Genomic DNA, 17,833 nt, shown 5'->3' on the forward strand with positions numbered 1-17,833 from the left:
GGCCTGGCACGCCAGGCCGCTCACCATCCTGCAATCGGTGCCTCAGCTCCGGTAATCGCCGTTGATCTCGACATACTCCTTCGTCAGGTCGCAGGTATAGACGGTGGCGCGACCGGTACCGAGGCCGATCTCGACGCGGATCGGGATGTCCTCGGCCTTCATCACGGCGGTGGCCGCAGCTTCCGAATAGGTCGGGTCACGTTCGCCCTCGACCGCGACGCGCACGTCACCGAACCAGATCGCCAGACGGTCGCGCTCGGCCAATTCGCCCGCCTTGCCGACAGCCATGACCACGCGGCCCCAGTTGGCGTCTTCGCCGGCAACGGCGGTCTTGACCAGCGGCGAATTGGCGATCGAAAGCGCAATGCGCTTGGCGGCGGCATCGCTTTCGGCGCCCTCGACGGTGACTTCGACCATCTTGCGCGCGCCTTCGCCGTCACGCACCACCTGGAGCGCCAGATCGCGCAGGAGATCGTTCAGTGCTGCGCGGAAGGCATCGAGCCGCGGGTCGGACGCGTCGGTGATCGCCGGCTGGCCGTCAGCCGATGCAGCGCCCGTCGCAAAGAGCATCAGCGTGTCGGACGTCGAAGTGTCGCTGTCGACCGTGACCGAATTGAAGGTCGGGCCGACGCCGGCCGAAAGCAGGGCCTGCAGCGCGGCCGGCGCAATGTCGGCATCTGTGACCACGAAGGAGAGCATCGTCGCCATGTCGGGCGCGATCATGCCGGCGCCCTTGGCGATGCCGTTGATCGTCACCTTGACGCCGCCGATGTCGGCGCTGCGCGTCGCAACCTTCGGATAGGTATCCGTCGTCATGATCGCCTTGGCGGCTTCGAACCAGAAGTCCTCCTTGCCGGCAGCAGCCAGATCGTCGAGCACGCCGGCAAACTTTGTCGCGTCCAAGGGTTCGCCGATGACGCCGGTCGACGCCAGGAACACTTCGCTCTCCGCGCAGCCGACAGCCTTTGCCGCCGACTTCGCCGTCAGTTCGGTCGCGTCGCGGCCCTTCTTGCCGGTGAAGGCGTTGGCGTTGCCGGAGTTGACGACGACGGCGCGTGCGACACCGCCCGAAAGATTCTTGCGGCAGAAATCGACCGGGGCCGAGGGGCACTTGGAACGGGTGAAGACACCGGCCACGACAGCCGGCCGGTCGAACACCATCATCAGCACGTCGGTGCGGTTCTTGTACTTGATGCCGGCGGCTGCGGTCGCCATACGGACGCCGCGCACGGAGGGCATTTCGGCAAAGGTTTTCGGAGCGAGCGGGGAAACGGAGCCGGACATGGGAAACCTGCTGTGACGTGTTGAAACCAAAGCATCTCCAGGAAGAACCAGGGCGGCCTTCAGGAGTGCCTAAGAACAAAGATCCGGAGCGGTCTACAACCGAAACGGCTCCAGATCCATCTTGCGACAAATGCCCGAACGGTTTTCACCGCCGGGCATCGACAAAAAGCGGTGGCGCCAGGCCCCGCCGGTGGCAGGGCCTGGCGATCGAATTACTTGGCTTCTTGCGCCTTGTTGGCCTCGTCATAGGCCTGCTTCAGCGCCGGGTCGGAAATTTCGACGCCTGCATCCTTCTTGGCAGCGGCAAGCAGCTCGACATACTTGTCACGCATGACAAGCTGGCGAACCTGCTGTTCGACCTGCTCGAGCGGCGGCGGAGCCTGCGGACGCTTGTCTTCGACCAGGATGACGTGGAAGCCGAACTGGGTCTTGACCGGGGTCTTGGTGTAGGTGCCCTTATCGAGAGCGAAGGCCGCCGTTTCGAATTCCGGCACCATGCGGCCCTTGGTGAAGTAGCCGAGGTCGCCGCCGTCGTTCTTGTTCGGATCGGTGGACTTCGCCTTGGCAAGCTCGACGAAGCTCTTGCCGGCGTCGAGTTCCTTGATGATTTCCTTGGCTTCGTCTTCCGTCTTGACCAGGATATGGCGGGCCTTCACTTCTTCCTGAGCCGGAATGGCCGCGACTTCCTTGTCGTAGCGGGCCTTCACCTCGTCCTTGGTGATGGCGTCGACGACGTGCTTCTTGAAGTAGGCGTTGTGCAGTTCGCGCTCGGTGAGGTACGCGACGCGCTGCTTGAAGGTGGCGTCGTCCTGCAGGCCTTCCTTCTCGGCCGTGGCGGACAGAAGCTTGACGTCGATGATCGCCGACAGTGCTGCGGCGCGCTTCTGTTCTTCCGGCATCTGCTGCAGCTGCGGGTCGAGACCGCCCAGAGCAAGATTGAGTTCGGACTGGCGCACGTCCTCGCCGCCAACCTTGGCGACCACCGGATCGGCGTCTTCCGCCCGCGCGCCACCATGTACGGCCATCGCCGCAACCAGTGCCGCGGCGGCCAGGGTTTTCAACTTGGTCATGCTCACTAACCTTTCACATTGGCCTTCGGCGCAATTGCCTGCAGCTTGTAGCGGCTGCACAACACCAGAATGTGGCGGTTCTGTAGCCGTCCAGTAGTGCAATTGCGTTGACATAATTCGACCCCCCTCTTATCTGTCACGCAACCTCGCGTCCAGAACAGTTTCCGGGCGTTTCACGGCATTGCGCGGTTTTCGCGGCGCGGCCATGAGACCCAAGGCAACAAAAAAGAAAGGACCATTCATATGGTCAGTCTCGGCGGCCTAGCCCGCAAGTTGTTTGGCTCCTCCAACGATCGCCGCGTGCGCGGCTACAAAGCCCGGGTGGATGCCATCAACGCTCTCGAAGCCGACATGAAGGCCCTGTCGGACGAGGCGCTCGCCGGCAAGACGGTGGAATTCCGCAAGCAGCTGGAAGAAGGAAAGACGCTCGACGACCTGCTGGTTCCGGCCTTTGCAGTCGCCCGCGAGGCGGCCCGCCGCGTGCTGGGCCTGCGCCCGTTCGACGTCCAGCTCATCGGCGGCATGATCCTGCATGAGCGCGCCATCGCCGAAATGAAGACCGGTGAAGGCAAGACGCTCGTCGCGACGCTTCCGGTCTACCTGAACGCGCTTGCGGGCAAGGGCGTGCACGTCGTTACCGTCAACGACTACCTCGCCCAGCGCGACGCCGGCACCATGGACCGCATCTATAGCTTCCTCGGCATGACCACGGGCGTGATCGTCCACGGCCTGACCGACGAGCAGCGCAAAGCCGCCTATGCCTGCGACATCACCTACGCCACGAACAACGAGCTCGGCTTCGACTATCTGCGCGACAACATGAAGTACGAGCGCGGACAGATGGTCCAGCGCGGTCACTTCTTCGCCATCGTCGACGAAGTGGACTCGATCCTCGTCGACGAAGCGCGCACGCCGCTGATCATCTCCGGCCCGCTCGACGACCGTTCGGATCTCTACAACACGATCAACGAGTTCATTCCGCTGCTTTCGCCCGAAGATTACGAAATCGACGAAAAGCAGCGTTCGGCCAACTTCTCCGAAGAAGGCACCGAGAAGCTCGAAAACCTGCTGCGCGAGGCGGGCCTGCTCAAGGGTGAATCGCTCTACGACATCGAAAACGTCGCGATCGTCCACCACGTCAACAATGCGCTCAAGGCCCACAAGCTGTTCCAGCGCGACAAGGACTACATCGTTCGCAACGGCGAGATCGTCATCATCGACGAATTCACCGGCCGCATGATGCCGGGCCGCCGTTATTCGGAAGGCCAGCACCAGGCGCTCGAAGCCAAGGAAAAGGTGCAGATCCAGCCCGAGAACCAGACGCTCGCATCGATCACCTTCCAGAACTACTTCCGCATGTATTCCAAGCTCGGCGGCATGACCGGTACGGCCTCCACCGAAGCGGAAGAATTCGGCAACATCTACGGTCTGGAAGTCGTTGAGGTTCCGACCAACCTGCCGATCAAGCGTATCGACGAGGACGACGAGGTCTACCGGACCCAGGGCGAGAAGCTGAACGCCATCATCGAGGAGATCAAGTCGGCGCACGAGCGCGGCCAGCCGATGCTGGTCGGCACGACGTCGATCGAAAAGTCGGAACAGCTCGCCGACCTCCTGAAGAAGTCGGGCTTTGCCAACTTCCAGGTTCTGAACGCCCGCTACCACGAGCAGGAAGCCTTCATCGTCGCCCAGGCCGGCGTGCCGGGCGCCGTCACGATCGCCACCAACATGGCCGGTCGCGGTACCGACATCCAGCTCGGCGGCAACGTCGACATGCGCATTCAGCAGGAGCTCTCGGACGTCGAGCCCGGCCCCGAGCGCGAACAGCGCGAACAGGCGATCCGCGCCGAAGTGCAGCAGCTGAAGGAAAAGGCGCTGGCCGCCGGCGGGCTTTACGTTCTCGCAACCGAGCGCCACGAAAGCCGCCGCATCGACAACCAGCTGCGCGGCCGTTCCGGCCGTCAGGGCGACCCGGGTCGCTCCAAGTTCTACCTGTCGCTCCAGGACGACCTGATGCGCATCTTCGGCTCCGACCGCATGGACGGCATGCTGCAGAAGCTGGGCCTCAAGGAAGGCGAGTCGATCATCCATCCGTGGATCAACAAGGCGCTCGAACGCGCCCAGAAGAAGGTCGAAGCCCGCAACTTCGACATCCGCAAGAACCTTCTGAAGTACGACGACGTTCTCAACGATCAGCGCAAGGTGATCTTCGAGCAACGCATCGAGCTGATGGATGCCGAAAGCGTCACCGAAACCGTGACCGACATGCGCACCGAAGTCGTCGAAGACATGGTCAGCAAGCGCATTCCCGAGAAGGCCTATGCCGAGCAGTGGGACGTCGCGGGCCTCAAGGCCGATGTGCAGCAATACCTCAATCTCGACCTGCCGATCACCGAATGGGCTGCCGAAGAAGGGATTGACGAGGCCGACATTCTCGAGCGCGTCATGGCCGCTGCCGAAAAGGAAGCCGCCGACCGTGCCGAACGCTTCGGTCCCGAGATCATGCAGTATGTCGAACGCTCGGTCGTGCTGCAGACGCTCGACCATCTGTGGCGCGAGCACATCGTCAACCTCGACCACCTGCGCTCGGTCATCGGCTTCCGCGGTTATGCCCAGCGCGACCCGCTGCAGGAATACAAGTCCGAAGCCTTCGAGCTGTTCCAGGCCCTGCTCGGCAACCTGCGCCAGGCCGTGACGGCACAACTCATGCGCGTCGAGCTGGTGCGCGAAGCGGCAGAAGCGCCGCAGCCGGTCCCGCCGGCCATGCACGGCCACCACATCGACCCGCTGACCGGCGAAGACGATTTCGGCGGCGAAACGCTTCTGGCAGCTCCGCCGGTACAGCGCGACGCGGCCAACCCACTGTCCTGGGGCAAGGTCTCGCGCAACGAGCTGTGCCCCTGCGGTTCGGGCAAGAAGTACAAGCACTGCCACGGCATCTACGAGGCATAAGCCGAATATGGAAAGGGGTGCTGTCTGCACCCCTGCCCTTCAGAAATGCCGCCTCCGGGCGGCATTTTCGTTTCGCGGGGCCTGCTTGCTAGCGATCGGACGACCTGGCATGGGCAATCAGGCTTTCGAGTGCGCGAATGCCAGTGCGGTTGATGTGGCGGCGACCGAGCGTGGCGTTGATGCGGAGTGCGAGGTCTTGCGCATCCGCCATTTTGAGGTCGTCCAGCCGCTCGATGCCGATCTCCTGGAGATAGCCGACCATGCGCGGGCCGATCGATTTCGCCTGCATCATCCGTTGCCGCTCGATGTCCTCAATCGGCATGGTTGCCCCCATTCCTTACAACCGCGCTGCACCCTTTGTTAACGCTGTTCTGGCAGTACTGAAACCCTGTATTGCGTAATCTCAGGGTGTTCTCGTGTTCATGGCGGTATGTCAAACGGCCGGACGAATGCTGCCGTCGGCACTGAGACACCGCCTGTCCGCAATATTCGCCGGGCTTCTCCCCATCCTCACCGGTTCGGACGCGAAGAACGCCGCGCGCCGCATGGCGCTCGTCGCCTTCGCGGTTCGTATCGTCAGCGCCGCCATCGCCTTCCTGTCGCAGATCATCCTTGCGCGCCTGATGGGCGAGTTCGAATACGGCATATTCGTCTTCGTCTGGGTGCTGGTCATCCTGTTCGGCAGCCTCTCCTGCGTCGGCTTCCACTCGGTGGTCATCCGCTTCCTGCCGGAGTACCAGGCATTGGCCGCCATGGACGAGATCCGCGGCGTGACGACGACGGTGCGCATCTTCGCACTTTCCTCCGCCACCACGGTCGCGGTCCTCGGCCTTGCCGGTCTCTGGTTCTTTTCCGGGCACATCGAGGCCTACTACCTCGTGCCCCTCTATCTCGGGCTCTTCACCCTGCCGATGATTTCGCTCGGCGACGTCATGGACGGAACGGCGCGTGCCCATGGCTGGCCGATTGCCGCCATGAGCCCCACCTTCATCATCCGGCCGCTGCTGGTGCTCGTTTTCATGGTGCTCGCCGTCACCGCCGGGGCGCCGCATACGGCGCAAACGGCCATGATGGCAGCCATGGCCGCGGCCTATGTCACCAGCGTCTCGCAGTTTCTCGCGCTCACCTATCGCCTTCGCTCGCGCTATGTTCCAGGACCGCGACGCATCGAGCTTCGCCGCTGGCTAAAGGTCTCGATCCCGGTCTTCCTGGTCGATGGCTTCGGCTTCCTCTTGACCAATTCCGATGTGGTGATCGTCGGCCTCTACCTTGAGCCGGACGACGTCGCGATCTATTTCGCCGCCGCCAAGACGATGGCGCTGGTGCATTTCGTGATGTTCGCGGTCAAGGCCGCTGCAGGCCCGCGCGTCTCCAACGCGATGGCGCGCGATCCCGGCCAGATCTCCGGCATCGCGATCGAAAGCGCCCGCTGGGCCTTCTGGCCGTCTCTTCTGGTCGGCGCGCTGGTGCTTCTGGCCGGACCGTTCCTGCTATCGCTTTTCGGGCCGGCCTTCGTCACCGGGCTGCCGCTGATGATGGTGCTTTTTGCAGGCATCCTCGCCAAGGCTTTCGTCGGTCCGGCCGAAACACTGCTGACGATGGCAGGCCAGCAGACGCTATGCGTGGTCCTCTACTCCGGCGCGCTGGTGGTCAACATCGCACTCAACCTCAGCCTCATCCCTCTTTTCGGACTGAACGGTGCTGCTTTTGCAACCGCCGGTGCTATGTTCGTAGAGGCGATGCTGCTGCACATCGCCGTCCGGCGTACCTTCGGCTTCGCGCTCTTCGCCTTCGCAAGAGCACGGGCCGGCAATGATAACAACGGGGCTGTCCATCCATGATCGGCAATACCAATCTTCCGAGCGATGCAAACAGCCGGGCCGCACGGGTTCTCGGCGGTCTGGCGCAGGCCGGCGACAGCGGGCCGACCGCAGAGCAACTGATCGAGGTCGGTCGCCCCGGACGCCATCTTGCCATCTATCCGGCAAGGGCCGGCTACGAGTTGCAGCGCGAGCTCGACTTCCTGTCGAACCGGGCGCTGGAACCGAATGTCTTTTTCACCGGCCGCTTCCTGGCGCCGGCCATGCCGCGCCTCGAAGAGCGCGTCATCCGGCTTGCGATCATGCGCGACAACGATGAGCGCCGCAGCCGCCTGCGCTTCCTGATGCCATTCTCGATAGAAAAGCCGGGCTTCTCGATCGGCGCACCGATCATTCGCGCCTGGTCGAACCCATTCGGTCCGCTCGGCGTGCCGCTGCTCGACGCCGAGGATGCGGCCGAGACAATCGACAACTTGTTCGAAGCTTTTGCCGCGCCGGCAACCGGGCTGCCCTCGATCCTGGTGCTGCCCGACATGCGGCTCAACGGCAAGGTTGCCCGCCTCACCCGCGCGGTCGCGATCGGCCGCAACCTCCCTTTGACGGTGACCGACACCTTCAGCCGGCCGATGCTCGAAAGCCTGCTCGACGGCCCGACCTATCTGCGCCAGGCCATCAACCCGGCGCACTTCCGCGAATTGCGGCGGCAGTGGACCAATCTCGAAAAGCAGGGCGAACTCGTTTACTCGGTCGCCCGCCAGCCGGCCGACGTCCGCCTGCGCATGGAGGAATTCCTGGCGCTGGAAGCCTCCGGCTGGAAGGGCAAGGCGCGCAGCGCCATGGTGCTCGACCGTTTCCGCGCCGCCTTTGCGCGCGAGGCGATCACCAATCTGGCGGACGGCGACAGCGTGCGCATCCACACGCTCGATCTCGACGGCAAGGCGATCGCCTCGATGGTCGTCTTCCTGATGTCGGGCGAGGCCTATACCTGGAAGACTGCCTATGACGAGCGCTATGCCAAGTTCTCGCCGGGCAAGCTGCTTCTCGCCGAACTGACGGAATGGCATCTCGACGACGCCAACATCGCGCGCTCGGATTCCTGTGCAGTGCCGGACCACCCGATCATGAGCCGCTTCTGGCAGGAGCGCGAAGACATGGGCACCATGGTGATCGGCCTGCAGCAGACCCGCGACCGCGAAGTGCGCCAGGTGGCAGCCCAGCTCCATCTCTATCGCAACACCCGCAACATGGCGCGGATCCTGCGCGACAAGATAAAGGCCCTTGCAGGACGTTAATGCCTGTCGCGCAAAAGTGCGCAGCGGTTTTGCGGCAACGACATGTATCAAAACAAGAGCTTAAAGCCTGAGGTGTGAATCCTTTTTCACGCAACAGGCTTCAGAGCGGGACGAGAAACTGCGCGCTGTTTCCGCCCGTTTTCCCGCTCCAGCCTATCGGAATCGATCGCGCAACGGCCGCGGGACTACGAAGCTTCGGAAATCTCGATGGCCTCGTGCGCTTCCCCCGCTGCCTGCTCGCGCAGGAACCGCCTGATCACCTTGCCCGAGGTCGTCAGCGGCAGGCTGTCGACGAAGGCGATCTCGCGCGGATATTCGTGCATCGAAAGACGGGTCTTCACCCATTCGCGGATGGAGGTGGCCACACGCGCATCGCCAACGACGCCCGGTCGCAATACGACATAGGCCTTGACGATCTCGGTGCGCACCGGATCGGGCTTGCCGACCGCGGCGGCAAGCTGCACGTCCGGATGGCCGGCCAGGCAATCCTCGATCTCGCCCGGGCCGATGCGATAGCCCGACGAGGTGATGATATCGTCGTCACGCCCAAAGAAGGTGAAATAGCCCTCCTCGTCCATCACGCCTTGATCGCCTGTCGTCATCCAGTCGCCGATGAACTTCTTGCTCGTCGCCGCCTCATTCCCCCAATAGCCGAGGAACATAACCGGATCCGGCCGCTTGACCGCCACCTGTCCGACGCTGCCGGCCGGCAGTTCGCGGCCCTCGCCGTCGATGATCGCCACCCGGTGACCGGGGGCGGCCTTGCCCATCGATCCCGGCTTGACGACGCCGAGATCGGCAGCCGACGATATGACGATGTTGCACTCGGTCTGGCCGTAGAACTCGCTGACCTCAAGGCCGAGCGCGGCCTTTGCCCACTCATAGGTTTCGCGACCAAGGGATTCACCGGCCGAGCCAATGGTTCTCAGATTAAGCCGATAGCGCTCGCGCGGGTTTTCGACCGCCTTCATCAGCCGAAGCGCCGTCGGCGGAATGAAGGCGTTACGCACGTCCATTTCTTCGAGGATGCGAAACGCCGTATGCGGATCGAATTTTTGGGCCGGCGACGACACGACCGGCACGCCGTGCAGCAGCGACGGCAACAGCGCGTTGAGCAATCCGCCCGCCCAGGCCCAGTCGGCCGGCGTCCACATCCGGTCGCCCGGCTGCGGCAGGAAGTGATGGTGAAACTCGAAGCCCGGCAAATGGCCGAGCAGCACCCGGTGCCCGTGCAGCGCCCCCTTGGGCGGTCCTGTCGTGCCTGACGTGTAGATCATCAAGGCCGGGTCGTCCGGGCCGGTATCGGCCGCAACAAAGCCCGAAGGATCACCCGATGCCAAGTCCGAGAAGGCAATCGTGTCCGGAAGCGGCTGATCGTCCGCCAGCACCACAAGCCGCAAATCAGGCAGCCGTTCACGGATCGCCGCGATGCGTTCATAACCGAAGCTGTTGGTGATGACAGCCGCCACGCCGGCATCGCGCAGCCGGTACTCGAGCGCCTCGACGCCGAAGAGCAGCGCCAGCGGCAGAGCGATGGCACCGTGTTTGTAGATCGCCGCATGGGCGATCGCCGTTTCGAACCCTTGCGGCAGCAGGATCGCGACCCGCTCGCCGGGCACGATACCCTCCCCGGCAAGCCCCTTGGCGAAGGCCGAGGATTGTCGCGCGAATGCACCATAGGTAAGCGACCGATGCGCACCGCCGGGATCAAAATGCTGGAGACAGACCCGCTCCGGCGCCCGCGCAGCCCAGGCGTCGCTGACGGCAACGCCGATATTGAACTTTTCCGGGATCTGCCAGCGGAAGGCGCGGTAGAGGTCGTCGTAGGTCTCTATTCTCGGTAACATGACGCTGCCATGACAGTTTTCTTGCTGCAGCGCACCTAACACCTTCGCAAGCGACAGTTCAATGACCGCGGCGGCGTTCAGGCATGTCGGACGATGGATGTGAAGAAAGTGTATGTGGTGGTGCCCCATGCCGGAGTTTACTAAATGCGTAGAATCAATAGCTTGGCACTTTACGGGACATAAGGACTATCTACTATTTCATTGAGCTTTCTGCCCACCATGTCCCGCGCGAGCGTGCGACCGGTGACCATCCTTCAACGCTCCATGCACGTAAACCAGTTGCAAACGACCATGACTTATGCTCGCGGCCAGCTTGCGAATGTAAATAGAATCACAAATTACTTGGCGGCAGCCCGAGCGGTATCACCGTTCGGGCCGCCTTGCGTTTCAGACATAACCGAAGGTGAATGCAATGCAGATTGACGCGGTGGACCTGTTTTGCGGTGCAGGCGGCTTGTCGTTTGGTTTGGGAAAAGCAGGCTTGGCAGTTAAAGCGGGCTTAGATTTTGACCCGAAGTGCCAGCATCCGTATGTCGCAAATAATGCCGGCGCAGAATTTGTCCTTGCCGACCTTCAGGTAGTCCCTGCTAGCGTAGTGGATGCATACTACTCACCCGACGCCATTAAGCTGCTTGCAGGCTGCGCGCCGTGCCAGCCATTTTCTACCCTGAGCAACGGGAGTAACCGTCAGAGCAGCAAGAAGTGGCCTCTCCTGAACGAGTTTTCAAGAGTGGTCCGAGAAGTGCTCCCGGACGTAGTGACCATGGAAAACGTCCCCGTCCTCAGGGGGCAATCAATCTTTCAAGATTTCGTTCGGACACTGAAGGACAGCGGGTATCACGTCTATCACGCGATAGTTGATGCCGCGAATTACGGGGTGGCGCAACGCCGAAAGCGCCTTGTCCTGCTCGCGTCGAGATTCGGTCCCGTTCGCCTGCTCACCCCCGAAGAACTTGAACTGTCCCCAAGAACGGTCAGAGATGCGATCGGTCATTTGGTGCCGATCAAGGCTGGACAGCGGAACGACCGCGATCCGCTTCACAAGGCAAGAACCTTTACTGAGATCAACCTAAAGCGGATTCAAGCATCGCGTCCTGGCGGGACTTGGGCCGACTGGCCGGAGGATCTCCTATTGGAATGCCACAAGAGGGAGTCTGGCTCCACTTTTAAGAGCGTGTATGGACGCATGGAATGGGACAAGCCTTCTAGCACCATGACGACCCAATCTCATAATTACGGCACAGGTAGATTTGGGCATCCCGAGCAGGATCGGGCACTTTCCTTGCGTGAGATGGCTATCCTGCAGTCGTTCCCAGAGGATTACGAATTTGTACCACCAGGAGTTGACGCGGACTTCACTTCAACAGCAAGATTGATTGGCAACGCGGTTCCGGTCGAACTCGGGTACGCGATTGGCATTTCAATTCGTCAGCATGTGGCTGCCTACCAGAGTAGTGTTAATGGCAAACAGTAATTCCTTTACATTCCAAGTAGACATCAACGTTATTAACCACCTAGGAGTCGGACTTTATAGTTCGACTCCCGCCGCTCTTACCGAACTAGTCGCAAACGCTTGGGATGCAGACGCCGAAAATGTATACATAACAATCGAACCAGACACTGATACTATCATCATCGAGGATGATGGTCATGGAATGGACGCCCTTGCGATCCAGAAGAAGTTTCTTCACGTGGGTTATTCTCGGCGCGTTGCTTCCCAAAACCATCTAAGCGCTTCGGGCAAGCGTCGCGTGATGGGACGGAAGGGCATTGGAAAGCTCTCGATGTTTGCGCTGTCCAACTTTGTGAAGGTAAGTTCACAAGCGAAAGGCTCGCCGATCGTCGGATTCGAAGTAGATGTCCCGCTTCTAAAAAAGAACATCGAAGCGCAAAAGCCGATACTGCTGGATGAGTTCACACCGAGTCCGTTTCCAAAAGGCCACGGCACAAGGATTGAACTAACCTCAGTTTTGAAAACCTTGAACAAAACAGAAGAATATCTTCGGATTAAGCTCGCGAGAAGGTTTAGTATTCTTGGCCCAGAGCATGGGTTCCGTGTTCATCTAAACAAAAGAGAGATCGTAGAGAGCGATCGCGCAATTTACGACAAATTCCAATTCCTGTGGTCGTTTGACCAGCCCACACTCGATCGCGTTAACAAACTCGCGAAGAATATTTCCTCCGTTGGCGAAGATGGTGCGCCGAAGGAAAAGTGCGAAAAGTTGCTTCCGAACGGTGTCCACCTAGATGATGGCACGCCGGCGACGGTCACCGGTTATATCGCGAGCGTCTTTCGCCCGCGAGACTTGGGCAGCAGGGACGACAGCGCCAACACGCTTTCCATTTTTGCGAATGGTCGCGTATTTGCAGAAAACATCCTCACCGAGGCAAATAGCGCAAAATACTATCAAAGCTATCTCGTCGGCGAGATACACGCGGACTTCCTTGACGAAGACGACGTTGATCGCGCGACCGCCAGCCGTGAAGCAATTAAGAAAGATGATCCTCGCTATAAAAAGCTCCTTGCCTTCGCGCTGAGCACGCTGGAGAGCATCGGCGATGATTGGGACGAGTGGCGAACGTCACTAGGACTAACTCCGGGAACCGCAGAAAATGATGCAGTAAACGAATGGCTTGCGACCTTACCGGACAAGCGCGATCAGCGCACTGCTCGAAGGCTGATGACGTCCATTCAGAACGCGACGGTTCATTCGGATGACGCGAAAAACGAAAAGGCGAAGGCGGTTCTCTATCGAGGCGCGATTATCGGTTTTGAGAAGCTTCGCATTAAGAACCAGCTTGACGAACTCTCGCGCATCACCGACGTTTTGGGCCCTCAATTTGCGGCAATATTCAGCTCGTTGAGTGACGTGGAGGAGGCCGCCTACGCAGACATTACTAAACAGCGTCTAGAGGTTATTAAGCACTTCAAGGCAATCAAAGACAGCCCTACGGACCTTGAAAAGGTCGCTCAAAAATATCTCTTCAATCACCTTTGGCTCTTGGATCCGTCTTGGGATCGCGTCACAGGTCGAGCAGAGATGGAGTTGACACTCACTGAGCACATCAAGAAAGTTAATCCAGACTCTACCGGCGCGCGACTAGACATTTCCTACAGATCCAGCTCAGGTCGTCATATCGTCGTGGAGCTGAAAAAGCCTGCGTTGACCAGTCTTCAATTCGACGACCTAATCAAGCAAGCCCGCAAATACCGGCATGCGGTCGAGGAATACTATCGGTCGAACTTCCCGAGCAAGCCTATCCCGCCGCTTGATATATACCTCTTGGTGGCGAAAACCCCCACTGGCATGGATGAAACCGACCGGCAGTCCCTCGCTGCGCAGAATGCGCGGATTATCACGTATCAGCAACTCATAACGGATGCGGTAAATGCTTATCAGGAGTACCTGGACGCAACCAGCAAAGCAGGTCCGCTAGAGCGAATACTTGAGAAGCTCTAAGAGACACAAGTCAGCCCCTCTGAATGATCAGGCGGGCTGACGCATTCCGCGCAGGGATTCGTCGATCGAAAGAAGGGAAACTATGTGGGGAAAGTAGTCGAACTGGATGATCCTAGCGTGCCCCGGTTTGCCTCGTGGCGAAGCTACAGCCTATTCGCCTTTAACGTTCGCACCGCGCGACGGTATGTGTGGACCCGCGAAATTGACGCATTTTTGCAGACCCTGCTGGCAACCACGGTCAAGCGTTTGGACAAGATCCCGCATGGCGCCAGGTTTTATAGGGCGCAGAAGGGTTGGGCATCCTCGAACGAGCGAGGACATCACTACCCCTACGGGCCTGATCGAATGAAGCCGCAAGAGCGCCGGGCATCAGAAGGGCGAGCTAACTCGGTAGGCATCCCGGTTCTGTACTTGGCGACGTCCCCCGAAACCGCAGTTTCCGAGACGCGCCCATGGGTAGGCGCGCAGGTGTCAGTTGGAACCTTCGAGGTGACACGAGACCTTACGATAGTGAATTTCACACACGAGGGGCCTACTGGCGCCTTTCGAAAGCTTGGTCTAGACGGCATTTTTGGAGAGCGAAAGCCGTCAACTGAGCAAATCACAGACGCCGTACTGGCAGATATTGACGACGCATTCTCGCGCCCAGTGTCACGCGAAGATTCCAGCGCAGCCGATTACGCACCCACGCAGATCCTCACAGAGCTTTTCAAGGATGCGGGCTATGATGGAATTGCGTACAACAGCCACTTCAAAGGAGGCCACAACGTAGCGCTGTTCGACGTCGAAGCTGCCAGGCTCCGAGTTTGCGCTCCCTACGAGGTCAAAGAGGTTCAAATCGCGATCAAGCAAGTAGACGCCGAATTGTACTATGAGAATTGATGTTTGCTACCGAGTGGCGGCGAAGGAAACCGTGCGGTCTGGTTCGCTCAGCGGCCAATAATCTCAATGAGTCGGGTTGCCAAGAGATCTGGCTGAACTGCTTCGCACTGCCATATAACGTCGACGGCCCAGCCCATTGAAGTCAATTCAGCCACGTTCCGCTGGTCACGCTCGACATTCCGCTGAAATTTGGTGCGCCAAAAGTCTATATTGGTCTTGGGAAGGGCGGATTTTCGGCAGTCATGGCGATGCCAAAAACATCCGTGAACAAATATTACCCGTCCACGAGAGCGCATGACTATATCCGGACTGCCCGGCAATCCCTTTAGATTAAGCCGATAACGCACGCCCATTTTATGAAGTGCGCTCCTGACCCTCATCTCAGGTAAAGTATCCTTCTTCTTTACCTTGGACATAAGCTCGGATCTCTTCAGCGGAGTCAGATGGTCCACGTCATTACCCAACTTCTAAAACTGTCGCTGTTTAACAGTTGGACGTGACGAAATTAGGAAGCAGACGTTCATCATCCCGACAGCTTGTTCAATGGTGGCGTGCGTGATCGCCTCGTACGCCCACCTTTGGACATCTGGCCGTAGTCTCTCCGCTCGCCGAGCGGTTGTCTGAGCGGAAGGGGAAGGCAGCCCTCCCGCTCAGCAGGACGCGTCATCCTGGCAAATTCGCTATCGCCGGTTCTTTACGATCAATGATCACCACCTCACCCACCTCTTTCCCCGCACCGCCGGCGACGGTGTAGGTGAGATCTACGCGCGCGATAGGAAAAGCCGCGAATATTTTGCGGACCTCCGGTCGATCATTGAGTGAGACTATGAAGCGCCCCCGGATCGTCGCCAGCCTCTCCGCCATCTCCGCGAACCGATCGCGGGTGAAGGCGTCCTTGCCATAGTCGCCCTCGTTTCCAAAATACGGCGGGTCCAGGTAGAAGAGCACGCCCGGCCGGTCATATCGATCTATGAAATCGCGCCAGTCGAGATTCTCGATCACCACGCCGCTCAGCCTCTCATGCACTTCTTCCAAGACGATCCCGAGCCGGCCTATGTTGAACCGCGCCGGCCCGGTCGTGTCGACGCCGAATGATCGGCCCGTGATCTTGCCGCCGAATGCCAGGCGCTGCAGGTAGAGGAAACGGGCAGCACGTTCGAGATCCGTCAAGGTCGACGGATCAGTCGCCGCGAGCCGTTCGAATTCGCGCCGCGACGTAAGCTGGAACTTCATGACCTCCATGAACTGCGGATAGTGCCGCTGCAGGATGCGGAAGAGCGTGATCACGTCTCCGGAGCGATCGTTGATCACTTCCGCCCTGGGGATCAGCGATCGGCGTAGGAACACGCCGCCCATACCGACGAAAGGCTCAGCATAGATTGAATGCGGGATCTGCTCGATCATCGACGCGATGCGCGCCGCGAGTTGCTTCTTGCCGCCGAGGTAAGCCGCCGGCGGGGACACGGGCCGAACGGCCGTGAACTGAAAACTGTCTTGCATTGTCGAGAACCATTTTTTCTGGCACACCGCCGAGCGCCTGCGCAGGCAGCGGGTGTGGCAAGGATTCCTGTGGATTGCCAGGCGGGAACGACGCCAATCAGCTCCGCCGTTGCAGCTCTAGGGCTGCGACCACCCGTGGCCGGGCAGCCAAAGGCCGGAGGGTAAGCCCTCCGGCCAATCTCTTTCACCCTGCATCGGGGTTTGGCTAGATCACGTAGACCTCAGCGGGGCCTTGCATCTCGCGCACGCCCTTGAATGAAGGGTGCCGAAGTTTGCCGTCCTGCGTCCAGGCGCGATACTCGATATCGGCGACCAACAACGGCCGCGCGAAGACCGCGCCTTTTTGCCTCAGAGCAACCGCCGGGCTGTCGGCCGGGATCGCGTTCAGCAGCTCCCGCAAAGCGGTGGACTCCTTGTTGCTCCATCCGGTACCGCACCCCCCGACATAAATCAGATCGTCGCCCTTCCTCGCCGCCAGCAGCAACCGGCCGATCCCGCCTGGCACGGTCGAGGGCTCATAACCGACGATGACGAATGTATCGCGCCGCGCGCATTTGATCTTCAACCACTCCGGTTGGCGGCCAGATCGATAGGGCTTGTCCCGCCGCTTGGCGACGATGCCTTCGAGCCCGTGCTCGCACGCGACCTGAAAGAATGCGGCGCCGTCGGCCTCGACCTCTTCGGAGAAGCGGATCGCGCCGGTACGGCCGGCGACGATCGGCTCAAGAAGACGCCGTCGCTCGGACAGCGGCAGCTTCCGCAGATCGCGCCCATCCAAGTAAAGCAGGTCGAACGCAAAGAAGATGATTTCGCTCACGTCGTGCGCACTCGGACGCCTTCCCACGGCGCGCTGCAGCAGCCCGAAATCTGACCGGCCCTGTTGGTCGAGCACTACCGCCTCGCCGTCGATGATCATTGACGCGTGCCCCAGCTCGCGCGCCTCCGCGACAATTGACCCAAATTTCTTGGTCCAGTCATAACCGCCGCGCGTGATCGCCCTCACCTCAACCGGCCCGACGTGGATGGCGAGTCGGTAGCCGTCCCATTTCACTTCGAAGGCCCACTCCGGCCCCTTCGGCGGCTTATCGACAAGAGTAGCCACACAGGGCTCGACCAGGCGCGGCATCGGATCTGCGACTAGCGTGGGGGATTTTGTCTTTGGTGCTTTAGCCATCACGCATTAACGCATGAAACGGCGAAAACGTCAGCTATCGCGGCAATCGACCTATCAAGACGACATTGTTGGAGTGGTTCCCACAGCCGCAGCGGAACCGATTGCGCAGGTTCATTAGATATTGATCGCCCCAGCGCGCGAGCACGGCGTCCTTGTTGACCCAGCCGATGCGACCGCAAGCAGAGCAGCGCGCGCCCAGCACCTCCCATTCCCGAAGGCCCTTCACGGTGTTGTACATCTTGGGGTCATGTTCGATGTACGACGACGGGGGGAATGGTGCCTTCAGTCTCATGGCCTTTGCTCAATCTAAGATCAGAACAAAATAGGAACGTATTCCCATTGATGTCAAGGGAAGGGCAAATCTATGCCCATCATTCCTTGATCAGTTCGTCGGCCAAATTGCAGAGGGCGTCCGCAAATTCTTCCTGCGACCAGCCCGCCATCTTCGCCGTTTCGAGCACGGCGAGGATAGAAGGGCGGATAGCGCGAAGAGCATCGTCACCGCGCCCGTCGTATTCATTCTCAGAAAGTGGATGGTTCAAATCAATTCC

General features: G+C 60.2%; 15 protein-coding genes. 6 read left to right on the forward strand and 9 right to left on the reverse strand.

The window, feature by feature from the left end:
• Positions 1-42: 42 nt before the first annotated feature.
• Together argJ and IB267_RS26790 are read right to left on the reverse strand one after the other, a co-directional pair.
• Complete coding sequence (gene argJ / locus IB267_RS26785; protein WP_192450575.1) at positions 43-1,284, reverse strand: bifunctional glutamate N-acetyltransferase/amino-acid acetyltransferase ArgJ; 1,242 nt, start codon at positions 1,282-1,284, stop codon at positions 43-45.
• A 212-nt stretch (positions 1,285-1,496) separates the two neighbouring features.
• On the reverse strand, positions 1,497-2,354 hold the full coding sequence (locus tag IB267_RS26790; protein WP_192450576.1) for a peptidylprolyl isomerase: 858 nt from the start codon (positions 2,352-2,354) through the stop codon (positions 1,497-1,499).
• A gap of 243 nt (positions 2,355-2,597) precedes the next feature.
• Between IB267_RS26790 and secA the strand changes: the two genes are divergently transcribed.
• Complete coding sequence (secA, locus tag IB267_RS26795; protein ID WP_192450577.1) at positions 2,598-5,306, forward strand: preprotein translocase subunit SecA; 2,709 nt, start codon at positions 2,598-2,600, stop codon at positions 5,304-5,306.
• Between the two features lie 88 nt (positions 5,307-5,394).
• Here the strand turns inward: secA and IB267_RS26800 are convergent, their stop codons facing one another.
• A complete protein-coding gene (locus tag IB267_RS26800) occupies positions 5,395-5,628 on the reverse strand; it encodes a helix-hairpin-helix domain-containing protein (protein ID WP_192450578.1) in 234 nt (77 codons plus the stop codon).
• A gap of 127 nt (positions 5,629-5,755) precedes the next feature.
• On the opposite strand from IB267_RS26800, the gene IB267_RS26805 reads away from it, so the two are divergent.
• Complete coding sequence (locus tag IB267_RS26805) at positions 5,756-7,147, forward strand: oligosaccharide flippase family protein (protein WP_192450579.1); 1,392 nt, start codon at positions 5,756-5,758, stop codon at positions 7,145-7,147.
• Positions 7,144-8,418 (forward strand): GNAT family N-acetyltransferase, encoded by a 1,275-nt coding sequence (locus IB267_RS26810; protein ID WP_192450580.1) that lies wholly within the window; start codon positions 7,144-7,146, stop codon positions 8,416-8,418. The genes IB267_RS26805 and IB267_RS26810 overlap by 4 nt, the downstream gene beginning before the upstream one ends.
• Before the next feature lie 185 nt (positions 8,419-8,603).
• Here IB267_RS26810 and IB267_RS26815 read toward each other — a convergent pair whose 3' ends face one another.
• Complete coding sequence (locus IB267_RS26815; RefSeq protein ID WP_192450581.1) at positions 8,604-10,265, reverse strand: AMP-binding protein; 1,662 nt, start codon at positions 10,263-10,265, stop codon at positions 8,604-8,606.
• A 412-nt stretch (positions 10,266-10,677) separates the two neighbouring features.
• Here IB267_RS26815 and IB267_RS26820 point away from each other — a divergent pair, with 412 nt between their 5' ends.
• The 3 genes from IB267_RS26820 to IB267_RS26830 all read left to right on the forward strand — a co-directional run bounded on the left by IB267_RS26820 (position 10,678) and on the right by IB267_RS26830 (position 14,608).
• Entirely contained in the window at positions 10,678-11,739 is a 1,062-nt protein-coding gene (locus IB267_RS26820) for a DNA cytosine methyltransferase (protein ID WP_192450582.1), read from the forward strand.
• Positions 11,726-13,726, forward strand: a complete 2,001-nt coding sequence (locus tag IB267_RS26825) for an ATP-binding protein (protein WP_192450583.1) — start codon at positions 11,726-11,728, stop codon at positions 13,724-13,726. The genes IB267_RS26820 and IB267_RS26825 overlap by 14 nt, the downstream gene beginning before the upstream one ends.
• Before the next feature lie 84 nt (positions 13,727-13,810).
• Positions 13,811-14,608, forward strand: coding sequence for an RES family NAD+ phosphorylase (locus IB267_RS26830; protein WP_192450584.1), 798 nt, complete (start codon positions 13,811-13,813; stop codon positions 14,606-14,608).
• Positions 14,609-14,655: 47 nt separating this feature from the next.
• Here the strand turns inward: IB267_RS26830 and IB267_RS26835 are convergent, their stop codons facing one another.
• From IB267_RS26835 to IB267_RS26855, 5 genes are all read right to left on the reverse strand, one after another.
• Complete coding sequence (locus IB267_RS26835; RefSeq protein WP_192450585.1) at positions 14,656-15,060, reverse strand: very short patch repair endonuclease; 405 nt, start codon at positions 15,058-15,060, stop codon at positions 14,656-14,658.
• Between the two features lie 211 nt (positions 15,061-15,271).
• On the reverse strand, positions 15,272-16,108 hold the full coding sequence (locus IB267_RS26840) for a DNA adenine methylase (RefSeq protein WP_192450586.1): 837 nt from the start codon (positions 16,106-16,108) through the stop codon (positions 15,272-15,274).
• A gap of 205 nt (positions 16,109-16,313) precedes the next feature.
• Positions 16,314-17,234, reverse strand: a complete 921-nt coding sequence (ligD, locus tag IB267_RS26845; RefSeq protein ID WP_192450587.1) for a non-homologous end-joining DNA ligase — start codon at positions 17,232-17,234, stop codon at positions 16,314-16,316.
• Positions 17,235-17,316: 82 nt separating this feature from the next.
• The gene (locus tag IB267_RS26850) at positions 17,317-17,574 is read right to left on the reverse strand and encodes a hypothetical protein (protein WP_210336020.1); all 258 of its coding nucleotides are present in this window, start codon (positions 17,572-17,574) and stop codon (positions 17,317-17,319) included.
• Between the two features lie 79 nt (positions 17,575-17,653).
• Positions 17,654-17,824 carry a hypothetical protein gene (locus IB267_RS26855; protein ID WP_192450589.1) on the reverse strand — a complete coding sequence of 57 codons (171 nt, stop codon included), beginning with the start codon at positions 17,822-17,824 and terminating at the stop codon, positions 17,654-17,656.
• Positions 17,825-17,833 lie beyond the last annotated feature (9 nt).

Origin of the sequence: Ensifer sp. ENS09, assembly GCF_014852425.1 — a bacterium.
Lineage (GTDB): Bacteria > Pseudomonadota > Alphaproteobacteria > Rhizobiales > Rhizobiaceae > Ensifer.